This window comes from Mesorhizobium sp. C268A (assembly GCF_040324475.1).
Taxonomy (GTDB): domain Bacteria; phylum Pseudomonadota; class Alphaproteobacteria; order Rhizobiales; family Rhizobiaceae; genus Mesorhizobium.
This window is the reverse complement of record NZ_JAMYVX010000001.1, coordinates 4,303,525-4,329,193: the sequence shown is the minus strand read 5'-3', so window position 1 is coordinate 4,329,193 and position 25,669 is coordinate 4,303,525. Positions and strand designations below refer to the sequence as shown.

Below are 25,669 nucleotides of genomic sequence, written 5' to 3'. Positions count from 1 at the left end.
AAAAAAGCGGGCTGCAACGACGGCTCACAAGGGGAGGCTTTGGATGGACAAACGCCGCATCGGCACGACTGCGCTCGAGGTCACTGAGATAAGCTTCGGCGGGGCGGCGATCGGCGGGCTCTACCGGGCCTGTCCGCGCGAAGCGGCGATGGAGACGCTGCAGACAGCCTGGGATGCCGGCCTGCGCTATTTCGACACCGCGCCCTTCTATGGCTTCGGCCTGTCGGAACGGCGGACCGGCGATTTCCTGCGCTACAAGCCGCGGGATTCCTATGTGCTGTCGACCAAGGTCGGACGGCTGTTCCGCCCGGTGCCGGAAGACCAGGTTCCCGATCATTCCTATGTCGACCCCCTGCCCTTCGCGCTCGACTACGACTACTCCTATGATGGCATCATGCGCTCGGTCGAGTTCTCCTATGCGCGGCTCGGGCTGAACCGGATAGACATCCTGTTTGTGCACGACATCGGCACCTACACACATGGCGTCGAGAAGACGAAGCTGCACTTTCGCCAGCTGGTGGACAGCGGGTTGAAGGCGCTGGAAGAGCTTAAAAAGTCCGGCGTGATTTCCGCCTATGGGCTCGGCGTCAACGAGGTGCAGATCTGCCTCGACGTATTGCGCGAAGCACCGCTCGACTGCATCCTGCTGGCCAGCCGCTATTCGCTGCTCGACCGCTCGGCTGAAGCCGAGTTGCTGCCGCTGTGTCGTGAGCGACAGACTTCGCTCATCATCGGCGGCGTCTTCAACTCCGGCATCCTGGCGACCGGGCCGGTGCACGGTGCGCATTTCGACTATCTGCCGGCGACGCAGGACATACTCGAGCGTGTCGGCGCGATGGAGAAAATCGCTGATGAGGGCGGATATCCGCTGGCGGCGGCTGCATTGCAGTTTCCGCTGCAGGAGCCTGTCGTGGCCAGCGTGCTGACCGGAACGGCCAAGCCTGCCAACCTGACGCGCAACCTCGACCTGTTCGACGTCCAGGTGCCGCAAGCGGAATTCGCCCGCTACGCTCCCTACACCATCGTGCAGGAGCTCGGCTGACGAAACGCCACGATCACGGTTCTCAAGAAGGAATGAATATTCCATATTGACTCGACGGTGGAATTAATATTCCATGATGATCAAGGAGGATCGGGAGCGTCTGGACGTGGCACTGAGGATCGGCAGGGAGGTTTCCCCGCCAAGCCATGCGCAGGCCGATATGAAACACCGCTTGCGTCGGCCGGACCGATGCACTATCAAAAAGCGGCAACTGTTTTTTATTGATAAAGTTCTGTTTGGGCCGCGCCTATCCAAATGGAGCTTCCGCAACCTTCACCGGGCGATCTAGGGAGGATTCCTAATGAAATTCGCGACCAGCATTCTCAACCGCCGTTCACTGGTGGCACTTGCTGCCGCCTCGATGCTTGCAGGCACGCTGCACACGGCGCCGGCTTCGGCGGCGGACGTGACCATTCCGATCATCGTCAAGGACACCACGTCCTTCTACTGGCAGATCGTCCTGGCCGGCGCCCGCAAGGCCGGCAAGGATCTCGGCGTCAACGTACCCGAACTCGGCGCCCAGGCTGAAACCGACGTCAACGGCCAGGTCTCGATCCTCGAGAATGCCGTCGCCGGCAACCCGGCCGCGATCGTCATCGCGCCGACCGAATTCAAGGCGCTCGGCAAGCCGATCGATGAAGCGGCCAGCAAGGTCAAGGTCATCGGCATCGACTCCGGCGCCGACTCCAAGGCGTTCACCTCGTTCCTGACCACCGACAATGTGCAGGGCGGACGCGTCGCCGCTGACGGTCTTGCAGCAGCCATCGGCGAAGCCAATGGCGGCAAGATCGAGGGCGACGTCGCCCTGATCACCAACGCGCCGGGCGCCGGTTCGCTGGAGCAGCGCAAGCAGGGCTTCACCGAGCAGCTGGCCGCGAAATATCCGGGGCTCAAGCTCGTCGCGGACAAATATGCCGACGGCCAGGCAACGACCGGTCTCAACATCGCCACCGACCTGATCACCGCCAACCCGAACCTCAAGGGCATCTTCGCGTCCAACCTGATCATGGCGCAGGGCGTCGGTCAGGCAGTCGCCGAGAACAACCTTGGCGGCAAGCTGGCGCTGGTCGGCTTCGACAGCGACGAGAAGCTGATCAAGTTCCTCAATGACGGCGTCATTTCCGCGCTCGTCGTCCAGGATCCGTACCGGATGGGCTATGACGGCATCAAGACCGCGCTCGCCGCCTCGAAGGGCGAGAAGGTCGAGGCCAATGTCGACACAGGCGCCAACCTGGTGACCAAGGCAAACATGAAAGACCCCAAGATCGACGCCCTGCTCAACCCGAAGCTCTGAGCCCGTCGACCAAAAATCCTTTCCGGGGCCTCGCGCCCCGGAAACACCGGATACAAGCTTGAATATCCACCGGCTTGAATCACCTCGACGATGCGGCTTGACTGCATCGCGACGTGCCAATCGTAAGGCCAATCTGGGAGGATTGTCATGACGCCCATGGCGCAGGAACTGCACCCGGCCCCAACGCTAGCGCCCGGCAGGACGATCCTCGAACTGCACGGACTGGAAAAGCGCTATCCCGGCACGCATGCGTTGAAGCCCGTTCACCTTGCCTTCAAGGCAGGTGAGATCCACGCCATCGTCGGCGAGAACGGCGCCGGCAAATCCACCTTGATCAAGCTTCTGACCGGCGTCATGCCGCGCACCTCCGGCGATGTCATCTGGGAGGGCAAGCCGGCAGCGCTGGCAACCCCGCACGAGGCAATGGCGCTGGGCATCAACGCCGTGCATCAGGAGGTCGTGCTCTGTCGCCATCTCACCGTCGCCGCCAACATGTTCCTCGGCGAGGAGAACTCGCGCTTCGGCATCCTGCAGCAGCGCGCCATGGTCAAGGAAGCGCAGAAGATCATCGACGGTCTCGGCTTCGACCTGCCGGCGCATGTCAGGCTGGGTGACCTCACCATCGGCCAGCAGCAGCTGATCGCCGCCGCCCGCGCCACCGTGCGCGGCACCAAGTTCCTGATTTTCGACGAGCCGACCGCCTATCTCACCCGCAAGGAAGCCGACCAGCTGTTCACGCTGATCCGCAGGCTCAAGGGCGAAGGCGTCACCATCATCTACATCAGCCATCGCATGGAAGAGGTGTTCGAACTCGCCGATCGCGTCTCGGTGCTGCGCGACGGCACGCTGGTCGGCACCCGCAACATTGCCGAGACCAATGACGCCGAGCTGGTCAAGATGATGATCAACCGCTCGATCGAGCAAGTCTACCACAAGGAGCATTTCAACCCCGGTGCCGTGATCGTTGAAGCGAAAAACCTGTCGGGCAAGGGCTTCGAAGACGTCTCGATGACAGTGCGTGCCGGCGAGATCGTCGGGCTCTATGGCCTGATCGGCGCCGGCCGCAGCGAGTTTGTCACCACGCTTTATGGCCGCCACAAGAAGTCGGCCGGCCAGATCCGCTGGCAAGGCAAACCGGTGCTGATCAATTCCGAGCACGACGCGATCAAGCTCGGCATGGCGCTGGCGCCGGAAAGCCGCCGCGACCAGGGCCTGTGCCTGAACCTGCCGGTCGGCCTCAACCTCAACCTGCCGATCTACAAGCGCATCTCCAACAACCTGCTGATTTCGAACACGAAGGAAAAGGCTGAAGCCGATCGCCAGATCGCCGGCCTCCGCATCAAAACGCCGACGCGCGGCGCCCTGGCCTCCAGCCTGTCCGGCGGCAACCAGCAGAAGATCGTCATCGGCAAATGGCTGGCGCATGGCGCCAAGCTGTTCATCTTCGACGAGCCGACCGTCGGCGTCGATGTCGGCACCAAGGCCGAGATCTACCGCCTGTTCGGGGAACTGTTGTCCAAGGGCGCCGGCATCATCCTGATCTCGTCCTATCTGCCCGAGGTTTATGAGCTCGCCGATACGCTGCACGTGTTCCGGCGCGGCAAACTGGTCGCCAGCCATGGCTTTCGCGCCGCCAGCCACGAAGACGTGCTGACACAGGCGATCGGCTGACAAAACAAGAAACGGGAGGAACCATGAGCATCGAAACCATCGCGATCGAAAAACCGAAACGGAACTACAACGTCCTGTTTGGGCTGACGCTTCTGGCGTTGCTGGTTCTGCTCTGGATCGTGCTGTCGGTGGCGACGCCGAGCTTCGCCTCCTCCAACAACATCGCCAATCTTTTGCGGCAGGGCTCGATGATCGCCATCATGGCGGTCGGCCAGACCTTCGTCATCATCACCGGCGGCATCGACCTCTCGGTCGGCGCCGTGGTCGGCTTCGCCACCGTCATTGTCGCCATGATGATCAATGCCGGCTTCCCGATCTGGGTCGCCATTCTGGTGACGCTGCTGGTCGGCGTTGCCATCGGCCTGTTCCATGGCTTCGGCATCGTCAAGATGGGCCTGCCGCCCTTCATCATCACGCTGGCGACGCTGACCTCGTTACGCGGCATCGGCCTGTTGATGACCAACGGCAATTCGATCAACATCAACAGCGACAGCTTCACCGCGTTCTCGCGCAGTTCCTTTGTCGGCATCCCCAATCTGTTCTGGATGGTGATCCTGGTCGGTATCCCGGCCTACATCTTCCTGCACCACAGCCGCTGGGGCCGCTATCTCTTCTCTGTGGGATCCAATGCCGAGGCCTCGCGCCTCTCGGGCGTCAATGTCCAGCGCACCATCTACATGGCCTACACGCTGTCGGGCCTATGCGCGGCCTTCGTCGGCGTGCTGCTGGCGGCGCGCATCGGCATCGGCAACCCGACCCAGGCGGAAGGTTGGGAGTTGCAGGCGATCGCCTCATCGGTGATCGGCGGCACCTCGCTGTTCGGCGCCGTCGGCTCGGTGCATGGCCCACTGCTCGGCGCCTTCATCCTGGCCACCATCAACAACGGTGCCAATCTGCTCAACGTCAACTCGTTCTGGCAGCGCATCATCACCGGCGCGTTGATCATCATCATCGTCTATTTCGACGGCCTGCGCCGTCGCGGCAAGTAATCCTCCCTGACCTTCCGTGTCGGTCCGCTCAACAACGGACCGGCGCCTTTTTGAACACTGGAATTGCCGAATGAAAGCTGTTGTCTGCCGCTCGCCCGGCGAGCTTGTCCTGGAAGACCGGCCGGCGCCAGGAGCGCCGCCTGCCGGCTGGGCGCTGGTCGCCGTCAGCCATGTCGGCATCTGCGGCACCGACTACCACATCTTCGAAGGCAAGCACCCGTTCCTTGCCTATCCCCGCATCATGGGCCATGAAGTGTCGGGCACCGTCGTCGAGACCGGCGAAGATGTCGACCTTGCCGTGGGCGAGCCCGTCATCATCAATCCCTATCTCGCTTGCGGAAAATGCATCGCCTGCCGGCACGGCAAGCCGAATTGCTGCGTCAGGATCGAAGTGCTTGGCGTCCATCGCGACGGCGCCATGGCCGAGCAGATCCTGGTGCCGGCGCAGAATCTTTATCCGGCAAACGGCTTGTCGCTGGCCGATGCGGCGGCGGTGGAATTCCTCGCCATCGGCGCGCATGCCGTGCGGCGCGCTCGCGCCGAACCAGGCGCCCGCACGCTGGTCATCGGCGCCGGGCCGATCGGCCTTGGCGCAGCGCTGTTTGCGCGCATCGCCGGGCTCGATGTCAGCCTGCTCGACATGAGCACGGAGCGGCTGGATTTTGCAAAAGGCGAACTCGGCTTCGCCACGCTCGACGGTTCACAAAAAGCGGCAGCCGAACTGGTGCGCGAGGCAACCGGCGGCGAAGGGTTCGACGTCGTCTTCGACGCCACCGGCAACACCGCCTCGGTGCAGTCGGCCTTCGCCCATGTCGCGCATGGTGGCACGCTCGTGCTGGTCAGCGTCGTCAAGGACGACATCGTCTTTTCCGATCCGGAATTCCACAAGCGCGAAATGACATTGATCGGCAGCCGCAACGCGCTGAAAGTCGATTTCGACCACGTCGCCGCCTCGATACGCAACGGCGCCGTGCCTCTGGCAAAACTCGTCACCCACCGCACCACGCTGGCCGGCACGCCGGATGATCTCGCCCGCTGGGCGCATGAGAAATCGGGGTTGATCAAGGCTGTGATCGAGGTGGGGTAAGACATCCGAAAAATTTGGTGGAGCGATAAGTGCCGAGTTAAGGCAGATCGCATACCTCGGCGATTTGCGAAAAGGCCCGTCGCTTCCTCATCCACGGGCGGAGCAAGGAGCGAAGCGACGCGGCGCAGACCCGAGGTTTCATTCGGTGACGTCTGCGCTAGAATCCACCGGTGCAAAAAGAGGCGTCCATTCGCATCTCCTACCTGCACCGCTGCGGCGCGCGACAGTCGCGGCATGGGTCCTCGGGTCTCCGCGTCCGCTGCGCTCCCGCTCCGCCCGTGGATGAGGAAGTGAGCGGCTAAGCCGCCCGCTTCCACCCATCCCTGATATGCCTGTATCCCTCGCGATAAACTGCCTCCGGCGTCTCGGAAAAATCCCGCCACACCTTGGTCGCCGCCGCCAGATCCTTCAGCGATCTGCCAAACGCCTCGATCGTCAGCCAGTCGTCATAGCCGCTCTTGCGGATGGCCGCGAAAGTCTCTTTCCACGGAATGTTCCCGCGCCCCGGCACGCCGCGATCGTTCTCCGAAATGTGGATGTGCACGACATTCCGCCGGTGCTTCATGTAGGCGCCGATCGGGTCGGCTTCCTCGATATTGGCGTGGAAGGTGTCGTACATCGCCTTGATGTGCGGCCGGTCGATGGCATCGACGTGCTCGGACAGATCGGCCATCGTGTTCAGCAGATAGCACTCGAAACGGTTGAGCGCCTCCAACCCGATGGTAACGTTCCGCTTGCCGGCATGATCGCCAATGGCGCGCTGCGAGGCGATCGAGCGCTTCTTCTCGGCAGCGGTCGGCCCGCTGCCGGAGAAGGCGCCGAGCGTCGAATGCAGCGGCCCGCTCAGCGTACTCGCGCCGAGCGCCTGGGCGCAATCGATCGCCCATTTCATGTAGCCGATGCCGGCCTTGCGGGTCGCGGCATCCGGCGAAATCAGATTCATCGCCGGGTCGCCCATCGCCGTAACAGCCGTGCGCTCCAACCCGATGCGGTCGAGCAAATCGCCAAGCTTCTTGTAGTCCTCTGGCGTGCCTGAGAAGATCGGTATCTCGACGCCGTCGAAGCCGGTCGCCTTGATGTCGCGCAGCAACGGCTCGTGTTTCTTAGACACGGAAGTCGTCCACAAAAACATGCACATGCCGATTTTCATCGACAGCCCCTCCCCATTTGACGGCGCGCTGGTTTCTTTCGCACCTCGCACCATGCGCCCTCATTCGGCCGCTTAGCGGCCACCTTCTCCCCGAAGGGAGAAGAGACTTGGCGCCGGCGCTACCTAAAGTTTCGTCCACGCCCCGTTCTTCTTCGACGACTTCACGCAGGCCTCGATGAACGCCATACCTTCGACGCCGTCCTGGATGGTCGGGAACACCACGTCCTTGCCCGGTCTGCCGCCCTTCTTGCGTGCCGCGCGGATCGCGCGCGCCGCCTCCTGGTAGATGTTGGCGAAGCCTTCGAGATAGCCTTCCGGATGGCCAGACGGAACGCGGCTGACGCGTCCCGCAACCGGCAGCGCGCCGGCGCCGTTGCGGGTGAGCAGCTGCTTGGGCTGGCCGAACGGCGTGTACCAGAGATAGTTCGGATCGGCCTGCACCCATTCCAGCCCGCCTTTCGAGCCATAGATGCGCAGCTTCAGCCCGTTCTCGTGGCCGGGCGCCACCTGGCTTGCCCAGATCATGCCCTTGGCCGGATGCACCTTGCCGACCGGCTTGAAGCGCAGCATGACATTGACATTGTCGTCGAGCAGTCGCCCCGGCACGAAAGCGTCGAGATCGGCCGACAGGGAATCGAGCTCCAGACCCGAGACGAAGCGCGCCAGATTGTAGGCATGCGTGCCGATGTCGCCGAGCGCGCCGCCCGCGCCCGCCTGCTTGGGGTCGGAGCGCCACGCCGCCTGCTTCTGGCCGGTGGCGGCAAGATCCTCGGTCAGCCAGTCCTGCGGGTACTCGGACTGAACGATGCGGATGTCGCCAAGCTGCCCCTTGGCCACCATCTCGCGCGCCTGCCGGACCATCGGATAGGCAGTGTAATTGTGCGTCAGCACGAACACCTTGCCGGTCTTTTCAACCACGGCCGCGAGCTTCTTGGCCTCGGCCAAAGTCGTCGCCAGCGGCTTGTCGCAGATGACGTGGATGCCCGCCTCGAGGAAGACCTTGGCCGCCGGCACGTGCACATTGTTGGGGGTGACGATCGCCACCGCCTCGATGCCGTCCGGGCGCTTGGCCTCGGCCTTGGCCATCTCGGCATAGGAGGCGTAGCTGCGCGCCGGGTCGAGACCGAGTTCGGCGGCGGAAGCCTTGGCGCGCTCGGGATTGGCCGACAGGGCGCCGGCCACCAGCACGAAGTCATTGTCCATGCGCGCCGCGATCCGGTGCACCGCGCCGATGAAGGCGCCTTGGCCGCCGCCGACCATACCATAGCGGATCGGGCCGCCCCCCGCTTCCGACTTCGATGCGCCGACCATGTCTTTCTCCTGCTTGTGTCAAATACCCATCATGGCGCGCAGCATCTTCTTGTCGGTGGTGCCGCCGGCGAAATCATCAAAGGCCTTTTCCGTCACCCGGATAATGTGGTGCTGGATGAAGGGCGCGCCTTCGGCCGCGCCGTCCTCCGGATGCTTGAGGCAACACTCCCATTCCAGCACCGCCCAGGAATCGTAGCCATACTGGGTAAGCTTGGAGAAGATGCCGCCGAAATCGACCTGCCCGTCGCCAAGCGAGCGGAAGCGGCCGGCGCGATTGGTCCAGCTCTGATAGCCGGAATAGACGCCTTGCCGCCCCGTCGGGTTGAACTCGGCATCCTTGGCATGGAAGGCCTTGATCCGCTCGTGATAGATGTCGATGAATTCGAGATAGTCGAGCTGCTGCAAAAGGAAATGCGACGGGTCGTAGTTGATGTTGCAGCGCTTGTGACCGCCAACCGCATCTAGGAACATCTCGAAGGTTGCGCCGTCGAAGATGTCCTCGCCGGGATGGATCTCATAGCCGACGTCGACGCCGTTCTCGTCATAGACGTCGAGGATCGGCTTCCAGCGCTTGCCGAGTTCGGCAAAGGCCTCCTCGATCAGCCCGGCCGGCCGCTGTGGCCAGGGATAGAGATACGGGAAGGCCAGAGCGCCGGAAAACGTCACCGAGGTTTTCAGGCCAAGATTCTTCGAGGCCTTGGCGCCGAACTCCATCTGTTCGACCGCCCATTTCTGCCTGGCCTTGGGGTTGTTGTGCACCGCAGGCGGTGCAAAGCCGTCGAACTGGGCATCATAGGCCGGGTGCACCGCCACCAGCTGCCCTTGAAGATGCGTCGACAGCTCGGTGATCTCGACGCCGGCATCAGTGCAGACGCCTTTCACCTCGTCGCAATAGGTCTTGGAAGACGCCGCCTTCTTGAGGTCGAACAGGCGTGCATCCCAGGTCGGGATCTGCACGCCCTTGTAACCGAGACCGGCCGCCCATTTGGTGATCGAGGCCAGCGAATTGAACGGCGCGGTATCCCCCGCGAACTGCGCCAGAAACAGCCCCGGACCCTTCATTGTCGACGGCATCGGCATCCTCCCAATTCATTTTTCCAAGGACCAAGCATAGCGCCTGATGAAAGCAGGGCCAGCCTCTTTGGTCTCTTGTGATGTGCATTCTCGTATCGGCATTCTGGTATTACCAAATACCGGAAATGGGTCAAGCCATTTGACTCACGCGCAAAGCTGCCGGGGCATTCCATTTTTGGCGATATATACCAGCATAATCAATACGGTACACAGATGTCGATATCGCATGGCGGCGGTTCTTGCCGCGCGACAAAAATTGCTGTAGACCTCCATTAGGGCCCAATTGGTCGAACCAGTTGCGCAAAAACGCTGGAGCGCCTTGGGGAGGAAACACGCGACGCGCCTTGTGGGGCGCGTCGCAGGCGAACTGGCACAGACGAATTCTGGGAAGGATAGACCATGCATCTTTCGACGCACAACTGGATGCGCGCGGAACCGTTGGAGGTGACGCTGAAGCGCATCAAGAAATTCGGCTACGAGTCGATCGAGATTTCCGGCGAGCCCGAGCAATACAAGACCAAGGAGACCCGCGCGCTGCTGAAAGAATACGGCATCCGCTGCTGGGGGTCGGTGACGCTGATGCTGGGCGAACGCAACCTTGCCGCCAGGGACCAGGGCCAGCGCGAACGCTCGGTGCAGTACGTCAAGGACGTGCTGACCATGGTCAGCGAACTTGATGGCGAGATCATAACGCTGGTGCCCGCGACCGTCGGCAAAGTGGTACCGGACGGCACCGAGGAAGAGGAATGGAAGTGGGTGGTCGACGCCACCCGCGAATGCTTCACCCATGCCAAGAAGGTCGGCGTCAAGATCGCGGTCGAGCCGCTCAACCGCTTCGAGACCTATCTGTTCAACCGCGGCGCGCAGGCGTTGGCCCTGGCCGATGCGGTCAGCCCCGAATGCGGCGTCTGCCTCGACGCCTATCACATCCATATGGAAGAATTTAACGTCCATGACGCGATCCGTCAGGTCGGCAAACGGCTGTTCGACTTCCACGTCGCCGACAACAACCGCTTTGCCGCCGGCCTTGGCCAGATTGATTGGCCACGGATCGTGCAGACGCTGAAGGAAGTCGGCTATGACGGCGCGCTGACGAACGAATTTGTCGCGCCAGTCGACCGCACACCCGCCGCGCCCTATCCCGACATGGTCGAGCGCAATCCGGTCGACATTTCTCCCGAACAGCTGAAGTTCATCCAGGATCACGGCTCCAGCGTGCTGACGGAGAAATTCTACACCGACCAGATGCGCATCACGGCCGAAACGCTGCTGCCGCTAATCAAGTAGCCGATCGGGATGCGCATCAAAACGGTCCAGGCGTGGTGGGTCCGCGTGCCGATTGAGGCCGCGAAGCAGCATCGCAGCGACTTTGGCCAGGTGACGACGTTCGACGCCGCCATCCTGCGCATTGAGACTGACGACGGGCTGATCGGCTGGGGCGAGGGCAAGAACGCCGCCGGCAGCGCCGGCAGCTATGGTGCGCTGGTCTACATGCTGAATCACGAGGTCGGGCCGCAGCTGATCGGCCGCGACCCCGCCGACATCGGCATGATCTGGGAGATGCTCTACAACGGCGTGCGCCATGACAGTGCCGCGCGCGCCGGCCATGCCATGCCGCAGCTGGCGCGGCGCGGCATGAGCATTGCGGCAATCAGCGCCGTCGATATCGCGCTCTGGGATATTCTGGGCAAGTCGTTGGGACAGCCGGTGTGGCGGCTCATCGGCGGCCGCAAGCTCGACCGCATGCCGGCCTACGCCTCCGGCGGCTGGGCTGCCGCCGACGCTATCGGCGAGCAGCTCAAATCCTACATCGCCAAAGGCGGCTTCAAGGCGCTGAAGATGCGCGTCGGCGCCATGGACGACGCCCCGCACATTTCCGCCGCCCGCGTCCGCGCCGCACGGCAGGCGCTCGGTCCTGACGTCGAGTTGATGGTCGACGCGCACGGCACCTATACGGTGGCCGAGGCCAAGCGCTTCATCAGCCTGGCCAGCGATCTCGACCTCGCCTGGTTCGAGGAGCCTGTTATCGCCGACGACAAGGCTGGTATGGCCGAGGTGCGCGCCTCGGGTTCGATCCCGATCGCCACCGGCGAAAGCGAAGCGACGCGCTACGCCTTCCGCGATCTCGCGGTGCTGAAATCCGCCGACATCTTCCAGCCGGATCCGGCCTTTTGCGGCGGTATCAGCGAGGCGATGAAGATCGGCACCATCGCCAGTGCCTTCAATCTGCGCTTTGCCCCGCATCTGTGGGCCGGCGCGCCATGCTTCTTCGCCGGCCTGCATGTTTGTGCGGCCTCGCCTGCCAGTTTTACCGTCGAATATTCGCTCGGCGCCAACCCGATGATCCACGATCTTATCGAAGAGACTGTCGAAGCAAGGGACGGTATGATAGCGATCCCTGAAAAGCCGGGTCTGGGATTCACCATTTCGGAGCGGTTCCTGGAGGCGCACGCGCAACGCGGTTGACGATGAAAGAAAAGAACCTTCTCGCCGAGCTCGCCGCCTATCTCTTCGCCCATTCGGACAAGGAGACCGGCCGCACGCCTTCGGAGCGCGAACTGGCGGAGCATTTCGTCGTCAGTCGCGGCCAGATCCGCGAGGCGCTGGCCATTCTGGAGGCCATGCGCATCGTCGAGCGCCGCGCCAAATCCGGCATCTATGTCGACACCAGGCAGGCCAGTGTCGAGGCGCTGGCGCTGTTTGCCCGTGCCGGCCTGCCGCTCGACCCGGTGCAAATCTACGAGACCGTCGAACTGCGCAAGATCCACGAGATAAAGGCCGCCGAACTTGCCTGTTCCCGCGCCACTGAAGAGAATTTCGAACGCCTGCGGGAGATCCTGAAAGCCTCGGAGGAGTGCATCGCCGCCGGCGAAGGCCTCGCCAAGGAAGACCGCGAATTCCACCTCGAAATCGTGCGGGCGACCAAGAACGGCGTCTTCCACAATATCTGCAGTGTCTATTACCTGATGGGCGAGCAGCGGCTGCCGATCTACTTCAACGATCCCGAGCGCTCAGTGCGCTCGCATGCCGAGCATATCCAGATCTACGAGGCGCTGCTGCGTCGCGACGGCAATCTCGCCCAGGCGCTGATGAGCGCCCACCTGCAAGGCGCGGAAAGCTACTGGAAGGGGATCATCGAGGGCCGGGAGGCGCAAGCGCAAAGCCTGGCACTTGAGAAGGTCTAGTGCAATTCCAGGAAAGGTGTGAAACGGTTTTTCTGGGAAAAGCGCGCGGCGCTTTCCTTTGAGAATTGCGACTAGCGAGAGCCCCATGCCCAGAATCCTGTCGACGCACACGCTGCATCCGCGTGCCTCCGCAATGCTGGCGGGCGCCGGTGAACTCGTCGTCGCCTCAGCGCTTGATGCGGCAACGCTGACCGCCGAGGCGAAGCATGCCGACGTCATCATCGTTCGCGCACCGCTGCCGCCGTCGCTGTTCGAAAACGCCACGAAACTCAGAGCAGCGGTCCGCCACGGCGCCGGGCTCGACATGGTGCCGATGGAGGCCGCGGCCGCGGCCGGCGTGCTGGTCGCCAACGTGCCGGCGGTCAATGCGCGTTCGGTCGCTGAATATGTGATGTTCGCGGCCCTTGCCCTGCTTCGGCGCTTCCGTTCGGTCGACCGCGACTTGCGCGCCAAGGGCTGGAATGCCGGCCGCGACCACGCCAGCCATGCCAGCGAGCTTGCCGGCAAGACCATCGGCATCATCGGCTTCGGCGCCATCGGTCAGGCGGTCGCCCATATCGCCGCGCACGGCTTCGGCCTCGACGTCGTGGCGACGACCCGCAGCATGCAGCCGGCACCCGACAGGATCGGCTTCCTGTCGATCGATGCGCTGATCGAACAGAGCGACATCATCGTGCTCTGCTGCCCGCTGACGCCGGAAACGCGCGGCCTGATCAGCCGTGAACGCATTGCCCGCATGAAGCCGGACGCGCTTTTGATCAACATTTCGCGCGGACCGGTGATCGACGACGAGGCGCTGATCGAGGCCTTGCGCCAAGACCGGATCGGCGGCGCCGCACTCGACGTCTTTGCCACGCAGCCGCTGCCGGCAAACCATCCCTATTTCGGTTTCGACAATGTTATCGTCACCCCGCATATGGCGGGGATTACCGAGCAATCGATGATGCGCATGGGCGTGGGCGCGGCCGGCGAGACCTTGCTGGTGCTGGCCAACCGGCTGCCTGTCAATCTGCGCAATCCCGACGTGGTCGAGCATTACCGCAGACGGTTCCCGGCGGACGCGTGAACCATGTCCGGTTTTCGCTTCGCATCTCTGGTTCTCGCAGTGTCGTCGATCGTGGCCTTACCTTCGCTCGCGGCGGCACAAAGCAGCGATTATGTCTATTGCAGCAATGGGATCGTCTGCATGATGGCGCCCTGCCCGTCAGGCAATGCGCTGGATCTGACCACCGGCAATGTCGTTAAAGGCGTGGAGCTCAACACTACGGAATTGCCGCCGCTGGACAGATCGGCACCTGACCTCTCCGACAAGCTTTATGCTGGAAAACTCGTCGTCCGAGGATCGATCCAGCATCGCGGCCAGCCGAACGATCCGCCGATGCTGGTCGTTACCAAAATCGAACGCTCCTCCAAGAAAAGCGAGCGCAAGCGCTGCGCGGCACGTTGACTGCCGACCTACGGCTCGCTGCCTATCGGAGCAGCCGCTCGACTTCAGCCGCGATGCGCAGCAGATGGTGGTCGTGGCCATTGCGCGCCACCAGCATCAGTCCGGCCGGCAGCGTCATGCCGGGCATCGGCAGCGAGATCGCGCAGAGGTCGAACTGGTTGGCGACCTGGGTATTGCGCAGCAGCAGACCTTCGGTGCGTTCACGCAGAGCCGTATCCTCGGCCATCGAAACGATAGTCGGCGCTGTCACCGGCGTGGTCGGCAGAGCTAGCACATCGACCGAACCCAACCGCTCGTCCATGGCTATGCACAGTGCCGCGCGACGACGCATTGCCCTGATATAAACCGGCGTCGGTATGGCCGCCGCCCGCGACAGCGGCCCGCTGACATGGGGATCGACCGGCACCGATGCGCCCGTCGCCAGCCAGTCGGCATGGATTTCAGAACCTTCCATGGCCGCGATCGAGCCGCGTTTGGTGGCCAGGCGCAGATCGGCAATGAGGTCGTCGATCGAAATGTCCGTGAGCCACGCGCCTGCCTGCTCGATCCCGGCAAGGCTGCGATCGAACGCGGCGGCAATCTCCGTTTCCGTGTCTTCGAAAAGCAGGCCGCGCGGAATGCCGACACGAAGCCCGGCAAGCGCTAACGGCAGGGGCAGTTGCGGCATCTGCTCGCCCGTCATCGCGGCGTCAGCCAGGGCACACGCAGCAACACTCAGCGCCAGCGGCCCGATCGAATCCAGCGTCGCGGAAAGGGGATAGGCACCAGTCAGCGGCACGCGCCGCGCCGTCGGCTTGAAACCGACGACGCCGTTCAGCGATGCCGGGATGCGCACCGAACCGCCGGTGTCGGAGCCGATGGAAATGTCGCTCGTCCCCTCGCCAACGGACACGGCGGCGCCCGACGACGAACCGCCTGGAATGCGGCTGGTGTCGGCGGCATTGCCCGGTGTGCCGTAGTGCATGTTGTCGCCGATAGCGGTGAAGGCGAATTCGGTCATGTTGGTTTTGCCGATGATGACGGCGCCGGCCTGGCGCAGACGGCTGACGACCGCAGCGTCGTGCCGACGGGGCGCGGTGTCCCTCAGCATCAGCGACCCGGCCGTGGTCGGCTCGCCGGCGACATCGAACAGATCCTTGATCGACACGATGGTGCCGTCGAGCGGCCCGAGCGATACGCCGGCCTTCTTGCGCGCATCGGTGGCCTCGGCCGCTGCGCGCGCCGCCTCGGCATAGAGTTTGGTGAACACCTTCTCGCCTGCCGCGCAACTGGCAAGACGTGACAGGATGATCTCGAGACGATCGCGGATTGATTGCATGTCGATGTCGGATTCCGTCAAGGTGGAGCGTCTTTAAGGCATATGGGCCGCTAGGTCAGCGGAAGGAATAGCCCGGACAGCGTGCCTTTGCACCTGCCAGCGATAGGAAGAGACTGATGCTGTACAAAGGCAGCTGCCACTGCGGCAAGGTAGCGTTCGAATTCAAAGCCGAACTGACCGGCGCCGTGCGGTGCAATTGTTCGATGTGCAGGCGCAAGGGCGTGCTGTTATGCGCCATCCCGCATGACAGCCTGAAGGTGCTCGCATGGGGCGATGATCTCGGCACCTATACGTTCAACAATCACGTATTGGCGCATCGCTTCTGCCGGACCTGCGGCATCCATCCCTTCGCCGAGGATGTCAGTCAGGGCAACGAACGCAGCGCCTACGTCAACCTTAACTGCGTTGCGGATATTGATGCTGTCGGTCTGTCGATTTTCGACTTCGATGGCCGCTCGGTCTAAGCTTACCGGTAACCCGCGGCATCGGCAGGTTTGCCGGCGTCCTGTACCTCCGGAACATAGCGCCAGGCGTCCGGGCGTGAGCCGTCGAGATCGGTAAAACCATAAATCTGCGCCAACCCACCGCTGGACAGCGACTGGCCGTTCCAGCGCGCACGATCCGGATCCGCCGCAAGCGACGCGACCGCGCGGCCGACAAAGCGCGGCGTTTCGGAAATGACGAAATGCGGCACGTTGGCGGTGGCGTCGCGCCAATTGTCTTCGGTGACGCCAAACGCCTCCAGCATCATTTCGGAACGCAGCCATCCGGGCGTCAGCGACACCGAGGTGGCGCCATGCGCAGCAAGATCTTTGGCGTGTGCCCATGCCATGCGGTTCACCGCGACCTTGGCGAGATCGTAGAACGGCGACAGCCGATAGTGATCGGCATTGTACTCGGCGGTGCCGTCAGTGACCTCGACCAGCAGCCCGCCCGGCCGCTCGATCATCAGCGGCAGCGCATGATGCGCGGTGATCAGATGCGTGTCGATGCCGAGCCGCAACAGGCGCAGGCCGTTTTCCAGATTGTGGTCCCAGACCGGCTTATTCCACTCGAACAGCTTTTCGCCGCCCCAGATATCGTTGACCAGAATGTCGAGCCGACCCTGTTCGGCCCGGATGCGCTCGACCAGACTGCGCACATCATCAGTCACCATATGATCGACTTGCACGGCAATGCCCTTGCCGCTATGCGAACAAACCAGCTCCGCCGTCTCCTCGATGGTTTCGGGCCGGGCATAGTCGGATTGCTGGCTGCGTGTGGTGCGCCCGGTGACATAGACGGTGGCGCCGGCGGCGCCGAGTTCAACCGCGATCCCCCGCCCGGCACCACGCGTGGCGCCGGCGACCAGGGCGACCTTTCCTTGCAACGTCATGGTAGTCTCCCAACCGAATCTATCGACCAAACCGATCTGGCTTACGCCGCTCGCATTATATATAAATGATTATTCGGTTATATTGAGATGTCAAGGTGACGCGACCAAAAACCAAATCCGACGAGCAGGTGCTGGAAGCCGCGTTGGGATTGATTCACGAACATGGACCCGAGGCGCTCACCTTCGAGCGGCTGGCAAAGGCGTGCGGCCTCTCTGGCGCAACACTGGTGCAGCGTTTCGGCAACAAGGCGCAGCTGAAGCAGCGCACCTTGCTGCAAGCGTGGGATGGCCTCGATGCCAAGACGAGGGAACTCGCAGCCACCGTTCCCAAAACGCCGGCCGGCGCGATCGAATTGCTGGTGGGGCTGTCGCAGGGCTACGGCGGCATCGAAGCCTACGCCGAGGGCCTGCTCGTCCTGCGCGAGGATCTGCGCGACCCCGTGCTCAGGGCGCGAGGCGCCGCCTGGAAAGCGTTCCTGAGCGAGGCCCTTGCGGCTTGCTTGGCCGGAACGCCCGACACCCCGCGCGACATCGGCCTGCTGATGGCATCGCATTGGCAGGGCTCACTGCTGTGGTGGAGTTTTGACCCGACGATCGAGGTGGCCACCTATGTCGAGGAAAGCCTCAAGTGCTTCGTTGCAGCCATCACCAAAACAGCGGCCCGAAAACCGTGATGGGCCGCTGCGCAAGCTGGGAGTGGATGTAGTCTAAATTAGCTGGCGTGCCGCAAGCTCACGCCGCTGCCCTTGTCGAACAGCACCACCTTGTCCTGATTCCAGGCAAAGCGCACCGGCTGCTCGATCTGGACATCGGTTCTGGCCGGCACCGTGGCGCGTAGCGTCGTGTCGCCGACCCGCAGAGTCAGGATCTTTTCCACGCCATGGTTCTCAACATCGTGGACGCGTGCCTCGACCGGCGCACCGCTTTCAAGATACACATCCTCAGGTCGAATACCGAAGACGAGCGGGCGACCGTCGGTCGCACCGCCCGCCTTGGCACCCCCAGAGAAAGGCAGTTCGAAATTCAGCGGCGCCATCACCGCGCGGCCGTTGACCAGCTTGCCATCGATCAGGTTCATCGGCGGCGAGCCGACGAAGCTCGCCACATAGGTATCGCGCGGATTGTTATAGATCTCGTGCGGCGTGCCGGTCTGGATGATGCGGCCATGGTTGAGCACGCCCACTTTGTCGCCCATCGACATCGCCTCGATCTGGTCGTGGGTGACGAACAGAAAGGTGGCGCCAAGCTGGATCTGCAGGTTCTTCAGTTCCGTGCGCAGCGCCTCGCGCAGTTTGGCGTCGAGCGCCGACAGCGGTTCGTCCATCAGGAACACGCGCGGCTTGCGCACGATGGCGCGCCCGATAGAGACGCGCTGCATTTCGCCGCCTGAAAGGCGGTCGGTCTTGCGGTCGAGCAGATGCTCGATCCGCAGTGTCTTGGCCGCTCGTGCAACACGGTCCTTGATCTCGGCATCCGGCAGCCGACGTATCTTCGGCTTCAGCGGGAATTCGAGATTTTCGCGGACCGTATAGCGCGGATAGAGCGAATATTGCTGAAGCACCAGCGCCACGTCGCGCTCGGCCGCACCCCAGTCGGCGACGTCGACGCCGTCGATGAACACCTGACCCTCGGTCGGCTTTTCCAGACCCGCGATCATGCGCAGCGTCGTCGTCTTGCCGGCGCCGGTCTCGCCGAGCAGCACGAAGAACTCGCCATCGGCGATCTCGAGATCGAGCCCGGTCAGTGCGGTGTGGTTGCCGAAGCTCTTGGAAATATTCTTGAGCTGGATATGAGCCATCAGAGCCTCACCTCAAGCGACTTGCCGCTTGCCGTGTCGAAGAAATGTGCCTGCGCCGGATCGATCCTGGCGAAAACCTTTTCGCCCGGGCCGCCGACGAAGCCGCTCTTGGTGCGCGCGCGCAGCATCTTGGAGCCGACCTTGAGATCGACAATGTCAAACGAGCCGAGCGGCTCGACGATCTGTGTCTCGACCGGCACGAAACCCTCCGCCGCTTCATGGCGCACCAGCACGCCTTCCGGCCGGATGCCGAGCGCAAGCTGGCCGCCGGCATGGCCGTTGAGCTTGGACAAAAGCGTGCGCGGGAATTCGAAGCCGGCGGCAGCGCCACCGAGGGTGACCGAGGCCGCCGAAGCGGTCTCGGCGATCGCCGCGTCGGCGACGTTCATCACCGGGCTGCCGACGAACTGCGCCACGAACAGATTGGCCGGATGCGAATAGACCTCGTCGGGCGAACCGACCTGCTGCAGCACGCCCTCATGCATGATCACGATGCGGTCGGCGAGGCTCATCGCCTCGATCTGGTCGTGCGTGACATAGATGGTGGTCGAGCCCTGTTTGATGTGCAGCCGCTTGATCTCGGCCCGCATCTCTTCGCGCAGCTTGGCGTCGAGGGCGCCGATCGGCTCGTCCATCAGCATCGCCTTCGGCCGCCGCACCAGAGCCCGGCCGATGGCCACACGCTGCATGTCGCCGCCCGACAGCGCCGACGGCTTCTTGGCCAGCAGTTCCGTGATCTGCAGCGTCTTGGCGACCGAGCGCACCTCGCTATCGATCTCGGCCTTGCTCTTGCGCGTCGCGCGCAAGGGAAAAGCAATGTTCTCATAGACGCTCATATGCGGGTAGAGCGAGAACGACTGGAACACCATGGCTATGTCGCGGTCGGCGGCCTTGAGGTGTTGCACCGGCTTGCCGTCGATGAGGATGTCACCGCCGTCGATCGTCTCCAGCCCGGCAACCGCCCTCAATGTCGTCGTCTTGCCGCAACCCGACTGACCGAGCAGCACGATGAACTCGTTGTCGTCGATCTTGAGGTTGAGGTCCTTGATGACCTGGACCGCACCGAAGAATTTCTGGACGCCGCGAAGCTCAATCTGGGTCAATGCTCTGCTCCCGGATTGCGCACCTGGCCGGTACCGGCCTTCTCCGCCGGCGCGATCTTCGAGGTGATGTTGAAGCCGATCAGGCCGATCAGGATGATGGTCACGCCATAGCTGTGCAGCAGCAGGTTCCACGGCTGGCAAAGCGCGATGATGCCGAGGACCATCAGCACCTGAGACCCCGGTTCGAGATATTTCTGGTTGATGGCTCGAAAGCTCATTTGCGGATCGCTCCGAAGGACATGCCGCGCAGCAAATGGTTGCGGAGCAGGAAGGTGAAGATTGCGACCGGCAGCAGGAACAGGAAGGTTCCGGCGGCGATCACCGTCCAGTCGGGCAGGCCGGCGCCGACCTGGCTGGGGATGAAGGGCGGCGCCGTCTGGGCGCGGCGGTTGGTCATGATCAGCGCGAAAGCATACTCGTTCCACGCCGTGATGAAGCAGAAAACCGCGGTCGCGGCGATGCCGGTGGCGGCCTCCGGCAGCACGATCTTGAAGAAGGCTTCCATGCGGGTGTAGCCGTCGACCAGCGCTGCCTCTTCATACTCCTTCGGGATCTCGTCCATGAACCCCTTCATCAGCCACACCGAAAAGGACAGGTTGAAGGCGGTATAAAGGATGATCAGCCCGATATGGGAATCGTTGAGGCCGACGGCCCGGTACATCAGGAACATCGGGATCGCCACCACCACCGGCGGCAGCATGCGCGTCGACAGGATGAAGAAGAGCAGATCCGCCTCCCCCTTCACCTTGAAGCGCGAGAAGCCGTAGGCGGTGAAGGTACCCATGCCGACAGCCAGCACCGTCGAGGTGATGGCAATGATCAGCGAGTTCATGAAGCGGCTCGGATAGCCGGACCATTGCACCTGGCCCTTGCCGTCGCGCACGATCTTTTCACCGCCGTCGAACACGACACGTTCCCACCAGGGTGCCGCCGCATACTCTTCCGGCGACGGCGGGTTGCGCATCTGCGAACGCTTGGTGAACAGCTTGACGAACGGCGATATCTCGGGCTGGAACACCACCGTCGGCGGGATGGTCGTGGCAAGGTTGCGCGGCTTGAACGCCGTCGAGGCGATCCAGTAGATCGGCGCCAGGAAGATGATCGTCACCAAAAGGACGGCGACGATGGCGACGCGATTGAAGCCTATTTCGGAAGAAGTGCGGACGGCGGCCATCTCAGCGCTCCTTCACCTTGTTGAGGTACTTGACGTAGATGTTGGTGATGGCCAGCACCATGATCAGCACGATGTAGGCGAGTGCGCAGGAGCGCCCGGTCTGCCATTCCTGGAACGCCATCTTGTACAGCCGGATAGAGATCAGCTCGGCCGTCGGCTGGCTGGTCAGGATATAGGCGAGGTCGAAGGTCTTGAACGCTTCCATGGTGCGGAAGATGACCGCGATCATCAGGATCGGCGCGACCAGCGGCAGCGTGATGCGGAAGAAGGTGTAGAACGGTCCGGCGCGGTCGATCGCCGCTGCTTCGTAGAGATGCTTCGGCACCGCCGAAAGGCCGGCCAGCGACAAAAGCATGACGAAGGGCGACCACATCCAGATGTCGGTCAGCGCAACCGCATAGAGCGCCATCTTGGGATCCGCCAGCCACTCGAAATTGCCGAGGCCAAGCGCATAGTTGATGACCCCCCATGACGGATCATAGAGCAGTTTCCAGAACAGACCGACGACGGCCATCGACAGCATCATCGGCAGCAGCAGCAGCGTTGTGATGAGACCCTTGAGGGGAATATCCCGGTTGAGCAGCATGGCCACGCCGAAGCCGACGAGCAGCTGACCCGCGACCGAGATGATGACGTACTTCGCGGTGATGGCGAAGTTGGACCAGACATAGGGATCGTTGAGCAGGTCGCGATAATTCTGCAGCCCGACGAAATTTGCCAGCGCGTTGGTCGACGCGCGGAAATCGGTGAAGGAATAGCCCAGCGAATAGATCAGCGGGAAAATGTTGAAGACGATCAGGAACAGGATCGTCGGGATTATGAAGAGGTTGCGGATCGACATGTCGCTCAAGCCGCGTGCAGCGGCCCGCGAGGAAGTGTCCAGCGTGGTGATCATCGTGGTCGCCAAGACCCTGCTCCCGTTTCGGAAAAAAAGAACGGAGGAGGCACGGATGCCTCCTCCGCGAGAAAAGCTGCTTATTGGCCGCGGCCGTATTTCTTGAACGTCGCGTTCCAGTCGCCTGCGAGCGCGTCCAGCGTTTCCTTGGCGGTGCCTTCGCCGCCGATCATGTAGGGATAGACGCGCTGGTTGAGCTGCTGCAGCAGTTCGGCATATTCCGGCACCGCCCAGAAGTCCTTCACCTTGAACATGGTCTCGTAGAAGGCCTTGTTGTACGGCGTGGCGTTCTGGAATTCCTCCGACTTGAGCACGGCGGCGCTGCAGGTGTAGCCGCCGAGCGCTGCCCACTTCTTCTGGGTCTCGTCCTTGATGAACCATTCAAGGAACTTCGTCGCCTCTTCCTGCTTCTTGGAGTAGGAGACGATGGAGATGCCCTGACCGCCGAGTGCGGCGAACTGATCGCCGTTCGGGCCTGGAGGATTGGCGAAGAAGCCGGTGTTCTTGGCGTTCGGGTTCGACGCCTCGTTGATCAGCGAGGGGAAGAACGCGAAGTAGTTCATGCTCATCGCGGCCAGGTTTTCGGTGATCGCCTGGTTGTCCTCGACGAAGAACGACTTGGCCCAGCCCGGAGGCGTGAACGTGTAGAGTTCCTTGTAGGCGTCGAGTGCGGCGATTGCCTTGTCGGAGTTGATGAAGCCGTCGACCTTGTAGGTCTTGTAGTCACCCAGTTCGCCGCCGAAGGAGAACAGCGCGTTTTCGAAGCCCATCGCCATCGCGTCATAGGAATTGTCGGTGTAGATGGCGATGCCGTATCGCTTCTGATCCGGCCGATAGAAGAACTCCGCGATGTCGCGCAGCGCCTTGAAATCCTTCGGCACGTCGAGATCGTAGCCGTACTTGGCCTTGAAGGCTTCCTTTTCCTTCGGGTCCTCGAACCAGTCCTTGCGATAGGACCAGCCGACAGCGTCGCCTTCGAGCGGGATCGCCCAGTACTTGCTGCTGCCGCCCGGATATTCGGCGTAATATTTCACCGTTGCCGGCGCCATCACTTCGCCAAGCTTGTGCTTGTTGAAGAAGTCGGTCAGGTCGACATAGTGGCCGCCGGTCGAGCCGGCGCCGAGCCATTGCGAGTCGCCGACGACCATATCATAGGCGTCGCCATGGGCGTTGAACTCGGTGAAAGCCTTGGTCTGGAAGTCGGACCAGGGCGTGGTTTCCACCGTGATCTTGACGCCGGTTTCCTTCTCGTACTCGTTGCCGAGTTCCTGCAGATAATTGGCCGGATCCCATTCCGCCCAAAAGATGGTGAGCTCCTTGTCCTGCGCGTAGACGGACGTTCCGCAGGCAAGTACTAAGCCGATACCAGCAAGCAGGCTGGTCATTGTCTTGCGCATAATGATTTCCTCCCTTGTGCGCATTCTACCTTGTCATGCGAGCCGGCGGTGAAGCCGGCCCTGGTAGTTCCTCCCGAGATCGCACCTTTCCGGTTCCAAGCCTCCTCGCTTTGCCGGAAATGGATCGCAGCTCTCACTTTTGATCCGCTTTTTCTGTCCTGATCTGGTATTACCAATTTTGGATAGCCGTCAAGCTCTTTCTTGGATCACCACCGGACCTTGTATAACCGGATTTTTCATGTATCCGACTGTTTTCCCTGAATTTTCCTACTCGTTGATATAGGAGAGCCTTGTTTCGGCACTGCCATCCCGGTTAACATCAATAGTGGGCATCCAAATCTGGTCGAACCAGATTGGCGCTATTTCGCCAATGCCGCTGTCGTGGCCGCATCGATTTCAGCCGTTGATTCCGCCACCGCGGCGCGCACAAGGGCGCCCGCCGCCCATTGCGCGACCGACCGCATGCCGCGGCTATCGAGCCCCCATATATCCTTCAGCACGATCAGCACTTCGACGCCGAACATCATCGACAGCGCCTGCGCCAGGCGCTTGAACTCGCGCGGCGGCAGCCGGCCCTTGAGCGGTGCGATGGCATCCTTCAGCAGCTGGACGCGATGTCCGCGCGTGAATTGCGGCTCGCCGCCCAGCGTGCCCGCCTGCCGCTGCGCCCACTGGTCGAGCGACAGTTTCAGCGCTGCCTTGAAAGTTGCCTCGAAAGCTTCGATGCGCGGCATGGCGGTGTCGAACAATTCGGCAACGCGCCGCCCGGCATCGGTGGACGTCGATTGCCAGGTCAGGATCGGCCCAAGCCCCTCATCAACCACCGCCTGCACCAGGGCTGCCTGGCTGGGGAAATAGCGATAGGCGGTGGCGCGCGACACTTGCGCCGCCTCCGCGACTTCGCTGACAGACGGGGTGACGCCCGCCTGCATCAGCCGCGTCGCCGTCTCCAGCATCAGCCGTTTTGTGCGGGCCCGCGGGCCGCGTTCGGCAGCCTCGTTGGCGTCGTCGTTCCCAGCGGCTTGTTGACGTGAGACTTCCATGTCAATACGATACGCGCGTCTCAAAAAATTGCAATGACCTTTGCCCACCGAAAGGCCGGCAAAGGGCGACAGGCGGCCCGGCGCCGGTCGGCCGGTGACGGGAGAAACGCGATGAAGCGCATCTACGTGGTGGGCACAGCCGACACCAAGGGCGAGGAACTTGCCTTCCTGGCGGATGCTATTGCCGCCACCGGCAGTTCGGTTGCCCGCGTCGACATCGGAACGCGCGGCGCCACCGTGCCGGTCGATATCCCGGCCAGCGAGGTCGCGGCGCATCATCCGGATGGAGCCAGTGGCGTGCTCGGCATCGATGATCGCGGCACGGCAGTGGCCGGCATGGGCGCCGCCTTCACCAGTTTCATTCAGTCGCGCGACGACATATCAGGCGTGATCGGCATTGGCGGCGGCGGCGGCACGTCGATCATCACTGCCGGCATGCGCGCGCTGCCGCTTGGGCTGCCCAAGATCATGGTCTCGACGCTCGCCTCCGGCGACACCGCGCCCTATGTCGACGTCTCCGACATCATCATGATGCCATCGGTCACCGATATGGCGGGACTGAACCGGCTCTCCCGCACGGTGCTGCACAACGCGGCGCAAGCGATCGCCGGCATGGCTGCCAAGCCGGCGCCGACTGCCACCGGCAAGCCGGCACTCGGGCTCACCATGTTCGGCGTCACCACGCCTTGCGTGACCGCCATCGCGGATCAGTTGCGCGCCAACTATGACTGCATGGTCTTCCATGCCACCGGCACCGGCGGCCGCTCGATGGAGAAGCTCGCCGATTCAGGGCTGCTCGCCGGCGTCATCGACATCACCACGACGGAAGTCTGCGACCTGTTGTTCGGCGGCGTGCTGCCGGCGACGGAGGACCGCTTCGGCGCCATCGCCCGCACCAAGCTGCCCTATGTAGGCTCGGTCGGCGCGCTGGACATGGTCAATATCTGGGCGCCGCCGACCATTCCCGAGAAGTTTAGGGGCCGGCTGTTTTACGAGCACAATACCAACGTCACGCTTATGCGCACCACGGCGGATGAATGCCGCGGTATAGGCGAGTGGATCGGCACCAGGCTCGCTCGCTGCGAGGGCCCTGTGCATTTCCTGATCCCCGAAAAAGGTGTCTCGGCACTCGACATCGAGGGCGGCGCCTTCTTCGACGCCGAAGCCGACGCCGTGCTGTTCGGTGCCATCGAGCGCACCATCAGGCCGAGCGCCACACGCCGGGTCACACGCCTGCCGTTGCACATCAACGATCCGGAATTTGCCAAAGCCGCAACCGCGGCCTTCCTCGACATCGCCAGACAGTGAGAGCCAAC

General features: G+C 62.7%; 26 protein-coding genes. 14 read left to right on the top strand and 12 right to left on the bottom strand.

Going from position 1 to position 25,669, the window contains the following annotated elements; all coding sequences use genetic code 11:
- Positions 1-43 precede the first annotated feature (43 nt).
- From NKL06_RS21120 to NKL06_RS21095, 6 genes are all read left to right on the top strand, one after another.
- Complete coding sequence (locus NKL06_RS21120) at positions 44-1,042, top strand: aldo/keto reductase (protein ID WP_352580857.1); 999 nt, start codon at positions 44-46, stop codon at positions 1,040-1,042.
- Positions 1,043-1,115: 73 nt separating this feature from the next.
- Positions 1,116-1,331, top strand: coding sequence for a hypothetical protein (locus NKL06_RS21115; RefSeq protein ID WP_023669815.1), 216 nt, complete (start codon positions 1,116-1,118; stop codon positions 1,329-1,331).
- A 12-nt stretch (positions 1,332-1,343) separates the two neighbouring features.
- On the top strand, positions 1,344-2,336 hold the full coding sequence (locus NKL06_RS21110) for an ABC transporter substrate-binding protein (protein WP_023692010.1): 993 nt from the start codon (positions 1,344-1,346) through the stop codon (positions 2,334-2,336).
- Between the two features lie 147 nt (positions 2,337-2,483).
- Positions 2,484-4,007 carry a sugar ABC transporter ATP-binding protein gene (locus NKL06_RS21105; protein ID WP_023692011.1) on the top strand — a complete coding sequence of 508 codons (1,524 nt, stop codon included), beginning with the start codon at positions 2,484-2,486 and terminating at the stop codon, positions 4,005-4,007.
- A gap of 23 nt (positions 4,008-4,030) precedes the next feature.
- Positions 4,031-4,996, top strand: coding sequence for an ABC transporter permease (locus tag NKL06_RS21100; protein ID WP_023692012.1), 966 nt, complete (start codon positions 4,031-4,033; stop codon positions 4,994-4,996).
- A 70-nt stretch (positions 4,997-5,066) separates the two neighbouring features.
- A complete protein-coding gene (locus NKL06_RS21095; RefSeq protein WP_023692013.1) occupies positions 5,067-6,083 on the top strand; it encodes a zinc-binding alcohol dehydrogenase family protein in 1,017 nt (338 codons plus the stop codon).
- A 298-nt stretch (positions 6,084-6,381) separates the two neighbouring features.
- Here the strand turns inward: NKL06_RS21095 and NKL06_RS21090 are convergent, their stop codons facing one another.
- The 3 genes from NKL06_RS21090 to NKL06_RS21080 all read right to left on the bottom strand — a co-directional run bounded on the left by NKL06_RS21090 (position 6,382) and on the right by NKL06_RS21080 (position 9,618).
- Positions 6,382-7,233, bottom strand: coding sequence for a sugar phosphate isomerase/epimerase family protein (locus NKL06_RS21090; RefSeq protein WP_023692014.1), 852 nt, complete (start codon positions 7,231-7,233; stop codon positions 6,382-6,384).
- Between the two features lie 123 nt (positions 7,234-7,356).
- A complete protein-coding gene (locus NKL06_RS21085; protein WP_023692015.1) occupies positions 7,357-8,544 on the bottom strand; it encodes a Gfo/Idh/MocA family protein in 1,188 nt (395 codons plus the stop codon).
- Between the two features lie 18 nt (positions 8,545-8,562).
- Complete coding sequence (locus tag NKL06_RS21080) at positions 8,563-9,618, bottom strand: sugar phosphate isomerase/epimerase family protein (RefSeq protein ID WP_023683011.1); 1,056 nt, start codon at positions 9,616-9,618, stop codon at positions 8,563-8,565.
- Positions 9,619-10,017: 399 nt separating this feature from the next.
- Here NKL06_RS21080 and NKL06_RS21075 point away from each other — a divergent pair, with 399 nt between their 5' ends.
- The 5 genes from NKL06_RS21075 (at position 10,018) to NKL06_RS21055 (ending at position 14,250) form a co-directional block, all read left to right on the top strand.
- On the top strand, positions 10,018-10,905 hold the full coding sequence (locus NKL06_RS21075; RefSeq protein ID WP_023692016.1) for a sugar phosphate isomerase/epimerase family protein: 888 nt from the start codon (positions 10,018-10,020) through the stop codon (positions 10,903-10,905).
- Between the two features lie 9 nt (positions 10,906-10,914).
- Positions 10,915-12,084, top strand: a complete 1,170-nt coding sequence (locus NKL06_RS21070) for a mandelate racemase/muconate lactonizing enzyme family protein (protein WP_023692017.1) — start codon at positions 10,915-10,917, stop codon at positions 12,082-12,084.
- Positions 12,085-12,086: 2 nt separating this feature from the next.
- On the top strand, positions 12,087-12,803 hold the full coding sequence (locus tag NKL06_RS21065) for a FadR/GntR family transcriptional regulator (RefSeq protein WP_023686625.1): 717 nt from the start codon (positions 12,087-12,089) through the stop codon (positions 12,801-12,803).
- Positions 12,804-12,888: 85 nt separating this feature from the next.
- Positions 12,889-13,869, top strand: a complete 981-nt coding sequence (locus NKL06_RS21060) for an NAD(P)-dependent oxidoreductase (RefSeq protein ID WP_023686626.1) — start codon at positions 12,889-12,891, stop codon at positions 13,867-13,869.
- A gap of 39 nt (positions 13,870-13,908) precedes the next feature.
- On the top strand, positions 13,909-14,250 hold the full coding sequence (locus NKL06_RS21055) for a hypothetical protein (RefSeq protein WP_245260934.1): 342 nt from the start codon (positions 13,909-13,911) through the stop codon (positions 14,248-14,250).
- Between the two features lie 22 nt (positions 14,251-14,272).
- Here the strand turns inward: NKL06_RS21055 and NKL06_RS21050 are convergent, their stop codons facing one another.
- The gene (locus tag NKL06_RS21050) at positions 14,273-15,568 is read right to left on the bottom strand and encodes an amidase (RefSeq protein ID WP_023692019.1); all 1,296 of its coding nucleotides are present in this window, start codon (positions 15,566-15,568) and stop codon (positions 14,273-14,275) included.
- A gap of 116 nt (positions 15,569-15,684) precedes the next feature.
- Between NKL06_RS21050 and NKL06_RS21045 the strand changes: the two genes are divergently transcribed.
- Positions 15,685-16,032, top strand: a complete 348-nt coding sequence (locus NKL06_RS21045; protein ID WP_023692020.1) for a GFA family protein — start codon at positions 15,685-15,687, stop codon at positions 16,030-16,032.
- 2 nt (positions 16,033-16,034) lie between these two features.
- On the opposite strand, the gene NKL06_RS21040 is transcribed toward NKL06_RS21045, so the two are convergent.
- Positions 16,035-16,943: an SDR family oxidoreductase gene (locus tag NKL06_RS21040; protein WP_023692021.1), complete on the bottom strand. Its 909-nt coding sequence runs from the start codon at positions 16,941-16,943 to the stop codon at positions 16,035-16,037.
- Between the two features lie 95 nt (positions 16,944-17,038).
- On the opposite strand from NKL06_RS21040, the gene NKL06_RS21035 reads away from it, so the two are divergent.
- A complete protein-coding gene (locus NKL06_RS21035; protein ID WP_023692022.1) occupies positions 17,039-17,617 on the top strand; it encodes a TetR/AcrR family transcriptional regulator in 579 nt (192 codons plus the stop codon).
- Between the two features lie 38 nt (positions 17,618-17,655).
- On the opposite strand, the gene NKL06_RS21030 is transcribed toward NKL06_RS21035, so the two are convergent.
- From NKL06_RS21030 to NKL06_RS21000, 7 genes are all read right to left on the bottom strand, one after another.
- A complete protein-coding gene (locus tag NKL06_RS21030) occupies positions 17,656-18,741 on the bottom strand; it encodes an ABC transporter ATP-binding protein (RefSeq protein WP_023669844.1) in 1,086 nt (361 codons plus the stop codon).
- On the bottom strand, positions 18,741-19,844 hold the full coding sequence (locus NKL06_RS21025; protein ID WP_023692023.1) for an ABC transporter ATP-binding protein: 1,104 nt from the start codon (positions 19,842-19,844) through the stop codon (positions 18,741-18,743). Before NKL06_RS21025 ends, NKL06_RS21030 begins: the two co-directional genes overlap by 1 nt.
- On the bottom strand, positions 19,841-20,062 hold the full coding sequence (locus tag NKL06_RS21020; RefSeq protein WP_023669846.1) for a hypothetical protein: 222 nt from the start codon (positions 20,060-20,062) through the stop codon (positions 19,841-19,843). Before NKL06_RS21020 ends, NKL06_RS21025 begins: the two co-directional genes overlap by 4 nt.
- Positions 20,059-21,018, bottom strand: a complete 960-nt coding sequence (locus NKL06_RS21015; protein ID WP_023682998.1) for a carbohydrate ABC transporter permease — start codon at positions 21,016-21,018, stop codon at positions 20,059-20,061. Before NKL06_RS21015 ends, NKL06_RS21020 begins: the two co-directional genes overlap by 4 nt.
- 1 nt (position 21,019) lies before the next feature.
- Entirely contained in the window at positions 21,020-21,925 is a 906-nt protein-coding gene (locus NKL06_RS21010) for a carbohydrate ABC transporter permease (RefSeq protein WP_023692024.1), read from the bottom strand.
- 68 nt (positions 21,926-21,993) lie between these two features.
- The gene (locus NKL06_RS21005) at positions 21,994-23,310 is read right to left on the bottom strand and encodes an ABC transporter substrate-binding protein (RefSeq protein WP_023669849.1); all 1,317 of its coding nucleotides are present in this window, start codon (positions 23,308-23,310) and stop codon (positions 21,994-21,996) included.
- A 359-nt stretch (positions 23,311-23,669) separates the two neighbouring features.
- On the bottom strand, positions 23,670-24,353 hold the full coding sequence (locus NKL06_RS21000) for a TetR/AcrR family transcriptional regulator (protein ID WP_023692026.1): 684 nt from the start codon (positions 24,351-24,353) through the stop codon (positions 23,670-23,672).
- Between the two features lie 111 nt (positions 24,354-24,464).
- On the opposite strand from NKL06_RS21000, the gene NKL06_RS20995 reads away from it, so the two are divergent.
- On the top strand, positions 24,465-25,661 hold the full coding sequence (locus tag NKL06_RS20995; RefSeq protein WP_023692027.1) for a Tm-1-like ATP-binding domain-containing protein: 1,197 nt from the start codon (positions 24,465-24,467) through the stop codon (positions 25,659-25,661).
- The last annotated feature ends 8 nt before the right edge of the window (positions 25,662-25,669 follow it).

Coding starts and splice junctions, on each gene's coding strand:
- NKL06_RS21120 (WP_352580857.1), top strand. CDS start 44: ATGGACAAACGCCGCATCGGCACGACTGCGCTCGAGGTCACTGAGATA.
- NKL06_RS21115 (WP_023669815.1), top strand. CDS start 1,116: ATGATGATCAAGGAGGATCGGGAGCGTCTGGACGTGGCACTGAGGATC.
- NKL06_RS21110 (WP_023692010.1), top strand. CDS start 1,344: ATGAAATTCGCGACCAGCATTCTCAACCGCCGTTCACTGGTGGCACTT.
- NKL06_RS21105 (WP_023692011.1), top strand. CDS start 2,484: ATGACGCCCATGGCGCAGGAACTGCACCCGGCCCCAACGCTAGCGCCC.
- NKL06_RS21100 (WP_023692012.1), top strand. CDS start 4,031: ATGAGCATCGAAACCATCGCGATCGAAAAACCGAAACGGAACTACAAC.
- NKL06_RS21095 (WP_023692013.1), top strand. CDS start 5,067: ATGAAAGCTGTTGTCTGCCGCTCGCCCGGCGAGCTTGTCCTGGAAGAC.
- NKL06_RS21090 (WP_023692014.1), bottom strand. CDS start 7,233: ATGAAAATCGGCATGTGCATGTTTTTGTGGACGACTTCCGTGTCTAAG.
- NKL06_RS21085 (WP_023692015.1), bottom strand. CDS start 8,544: ATGGTCGGCGCATCGAAGTCGGAAGCGGGGGGCGGCCCGATCCGCTAT.
- NKL06_RS21080 (WP_023683011.1), bottom strand. CDS start 9,618: ATGCCGTCGACAATGAAGGGTCCGGGGCTGTTTCTGGCGCAGTTCGCG.
- NKL06_RS21075 (WP_023692016.1), top strand. CDS start 10,018: ATGCATCTTTCGACGCACAACTGGATGCGCGCGGAACCGTTGGAGGTG.
- NKL06_RS21070 (WP_023692017.1), top strand. CDS start 10,915: ATGCGCATCAAAACGGTCCAGGCGTGGTGGGTCCGCGTGCCGATTGAG.
- NKL06_RS21065 (WP_023686625.1), top strand. CDS start 12,087: ATGAAAGAAAAGAACCTTCTCGCCGAGCTCGCCGCCTATCTCTTCGCC.
- NKL06_RS21060 (WP_023686626.1), top strand. CDS start 12,889: ATGCCCAGAATCCTGTCGACGCACACGCTGCATCCGCGTGCCTCCGCA.
- NKL06_RS21050 (WP_023692019.1), bottom strand. CDS start 15,568: ATGCAATCAATCCGCGATCGTCTCGAGATCATCCTGTCACGTCTTGCC.
- NKL06_RS21045 (WP_023692020.1), top strand. CDS start 15,685: ATGCTGTACAAAGGCAGCTGCCACTGCGGCAAGGTAGCGTTCGAATTC.
- NKL06_RS21040 (WP_023692021.1), bottom strand. CDS start 16,943: ATGACGTTGCAAGGAAAGGTCGCCCTGGTCGCCGGCGCCACGCGTGGT.
- NKL06_RS21030 (WP_023669844.1), bottom strand. CDS start 18,741: ATGGCTCATATCCAGCTCAAGAATATTTCCAAGAGCTTCGGCAACCAC.
- NKL06_RS21020 (WP_023669846.1), bottom strand. CDS start 20,062: ATGAGCTTTCGAGCCATCAACCAGAAATATCTCGAACCGGGGTCTCAG.
- NKL06_RS21015 (WP_023682998.1), bottom strand. CDS start 21,018: ATGGCCGCCGTCCGCACTTCTTCCGAAATAGGCTTCAATCGCGTCGCC.
- NKL06_RS21005 (WP_023669849.1), bottom strand. CDS start 23,310: ATGCGCAAGACAATGACCAGCCTGCTTGCTGGTATCGGCTTAGTACTT.
- NKL06_RS21000 (WP_023692026.1), bottom strand. CDS start 24,353: ATGGAAGTCTCACGTCAACAAGCCGCTGGGAACGACGACGCCAACGAG.
- NKL06_RS20995 (WP_023692027.1), top strand. CDS start 24,465: ATGAAGCGCATCTACGTGGTGGGCACAGCCGACACCAAGGGCGAGGAA.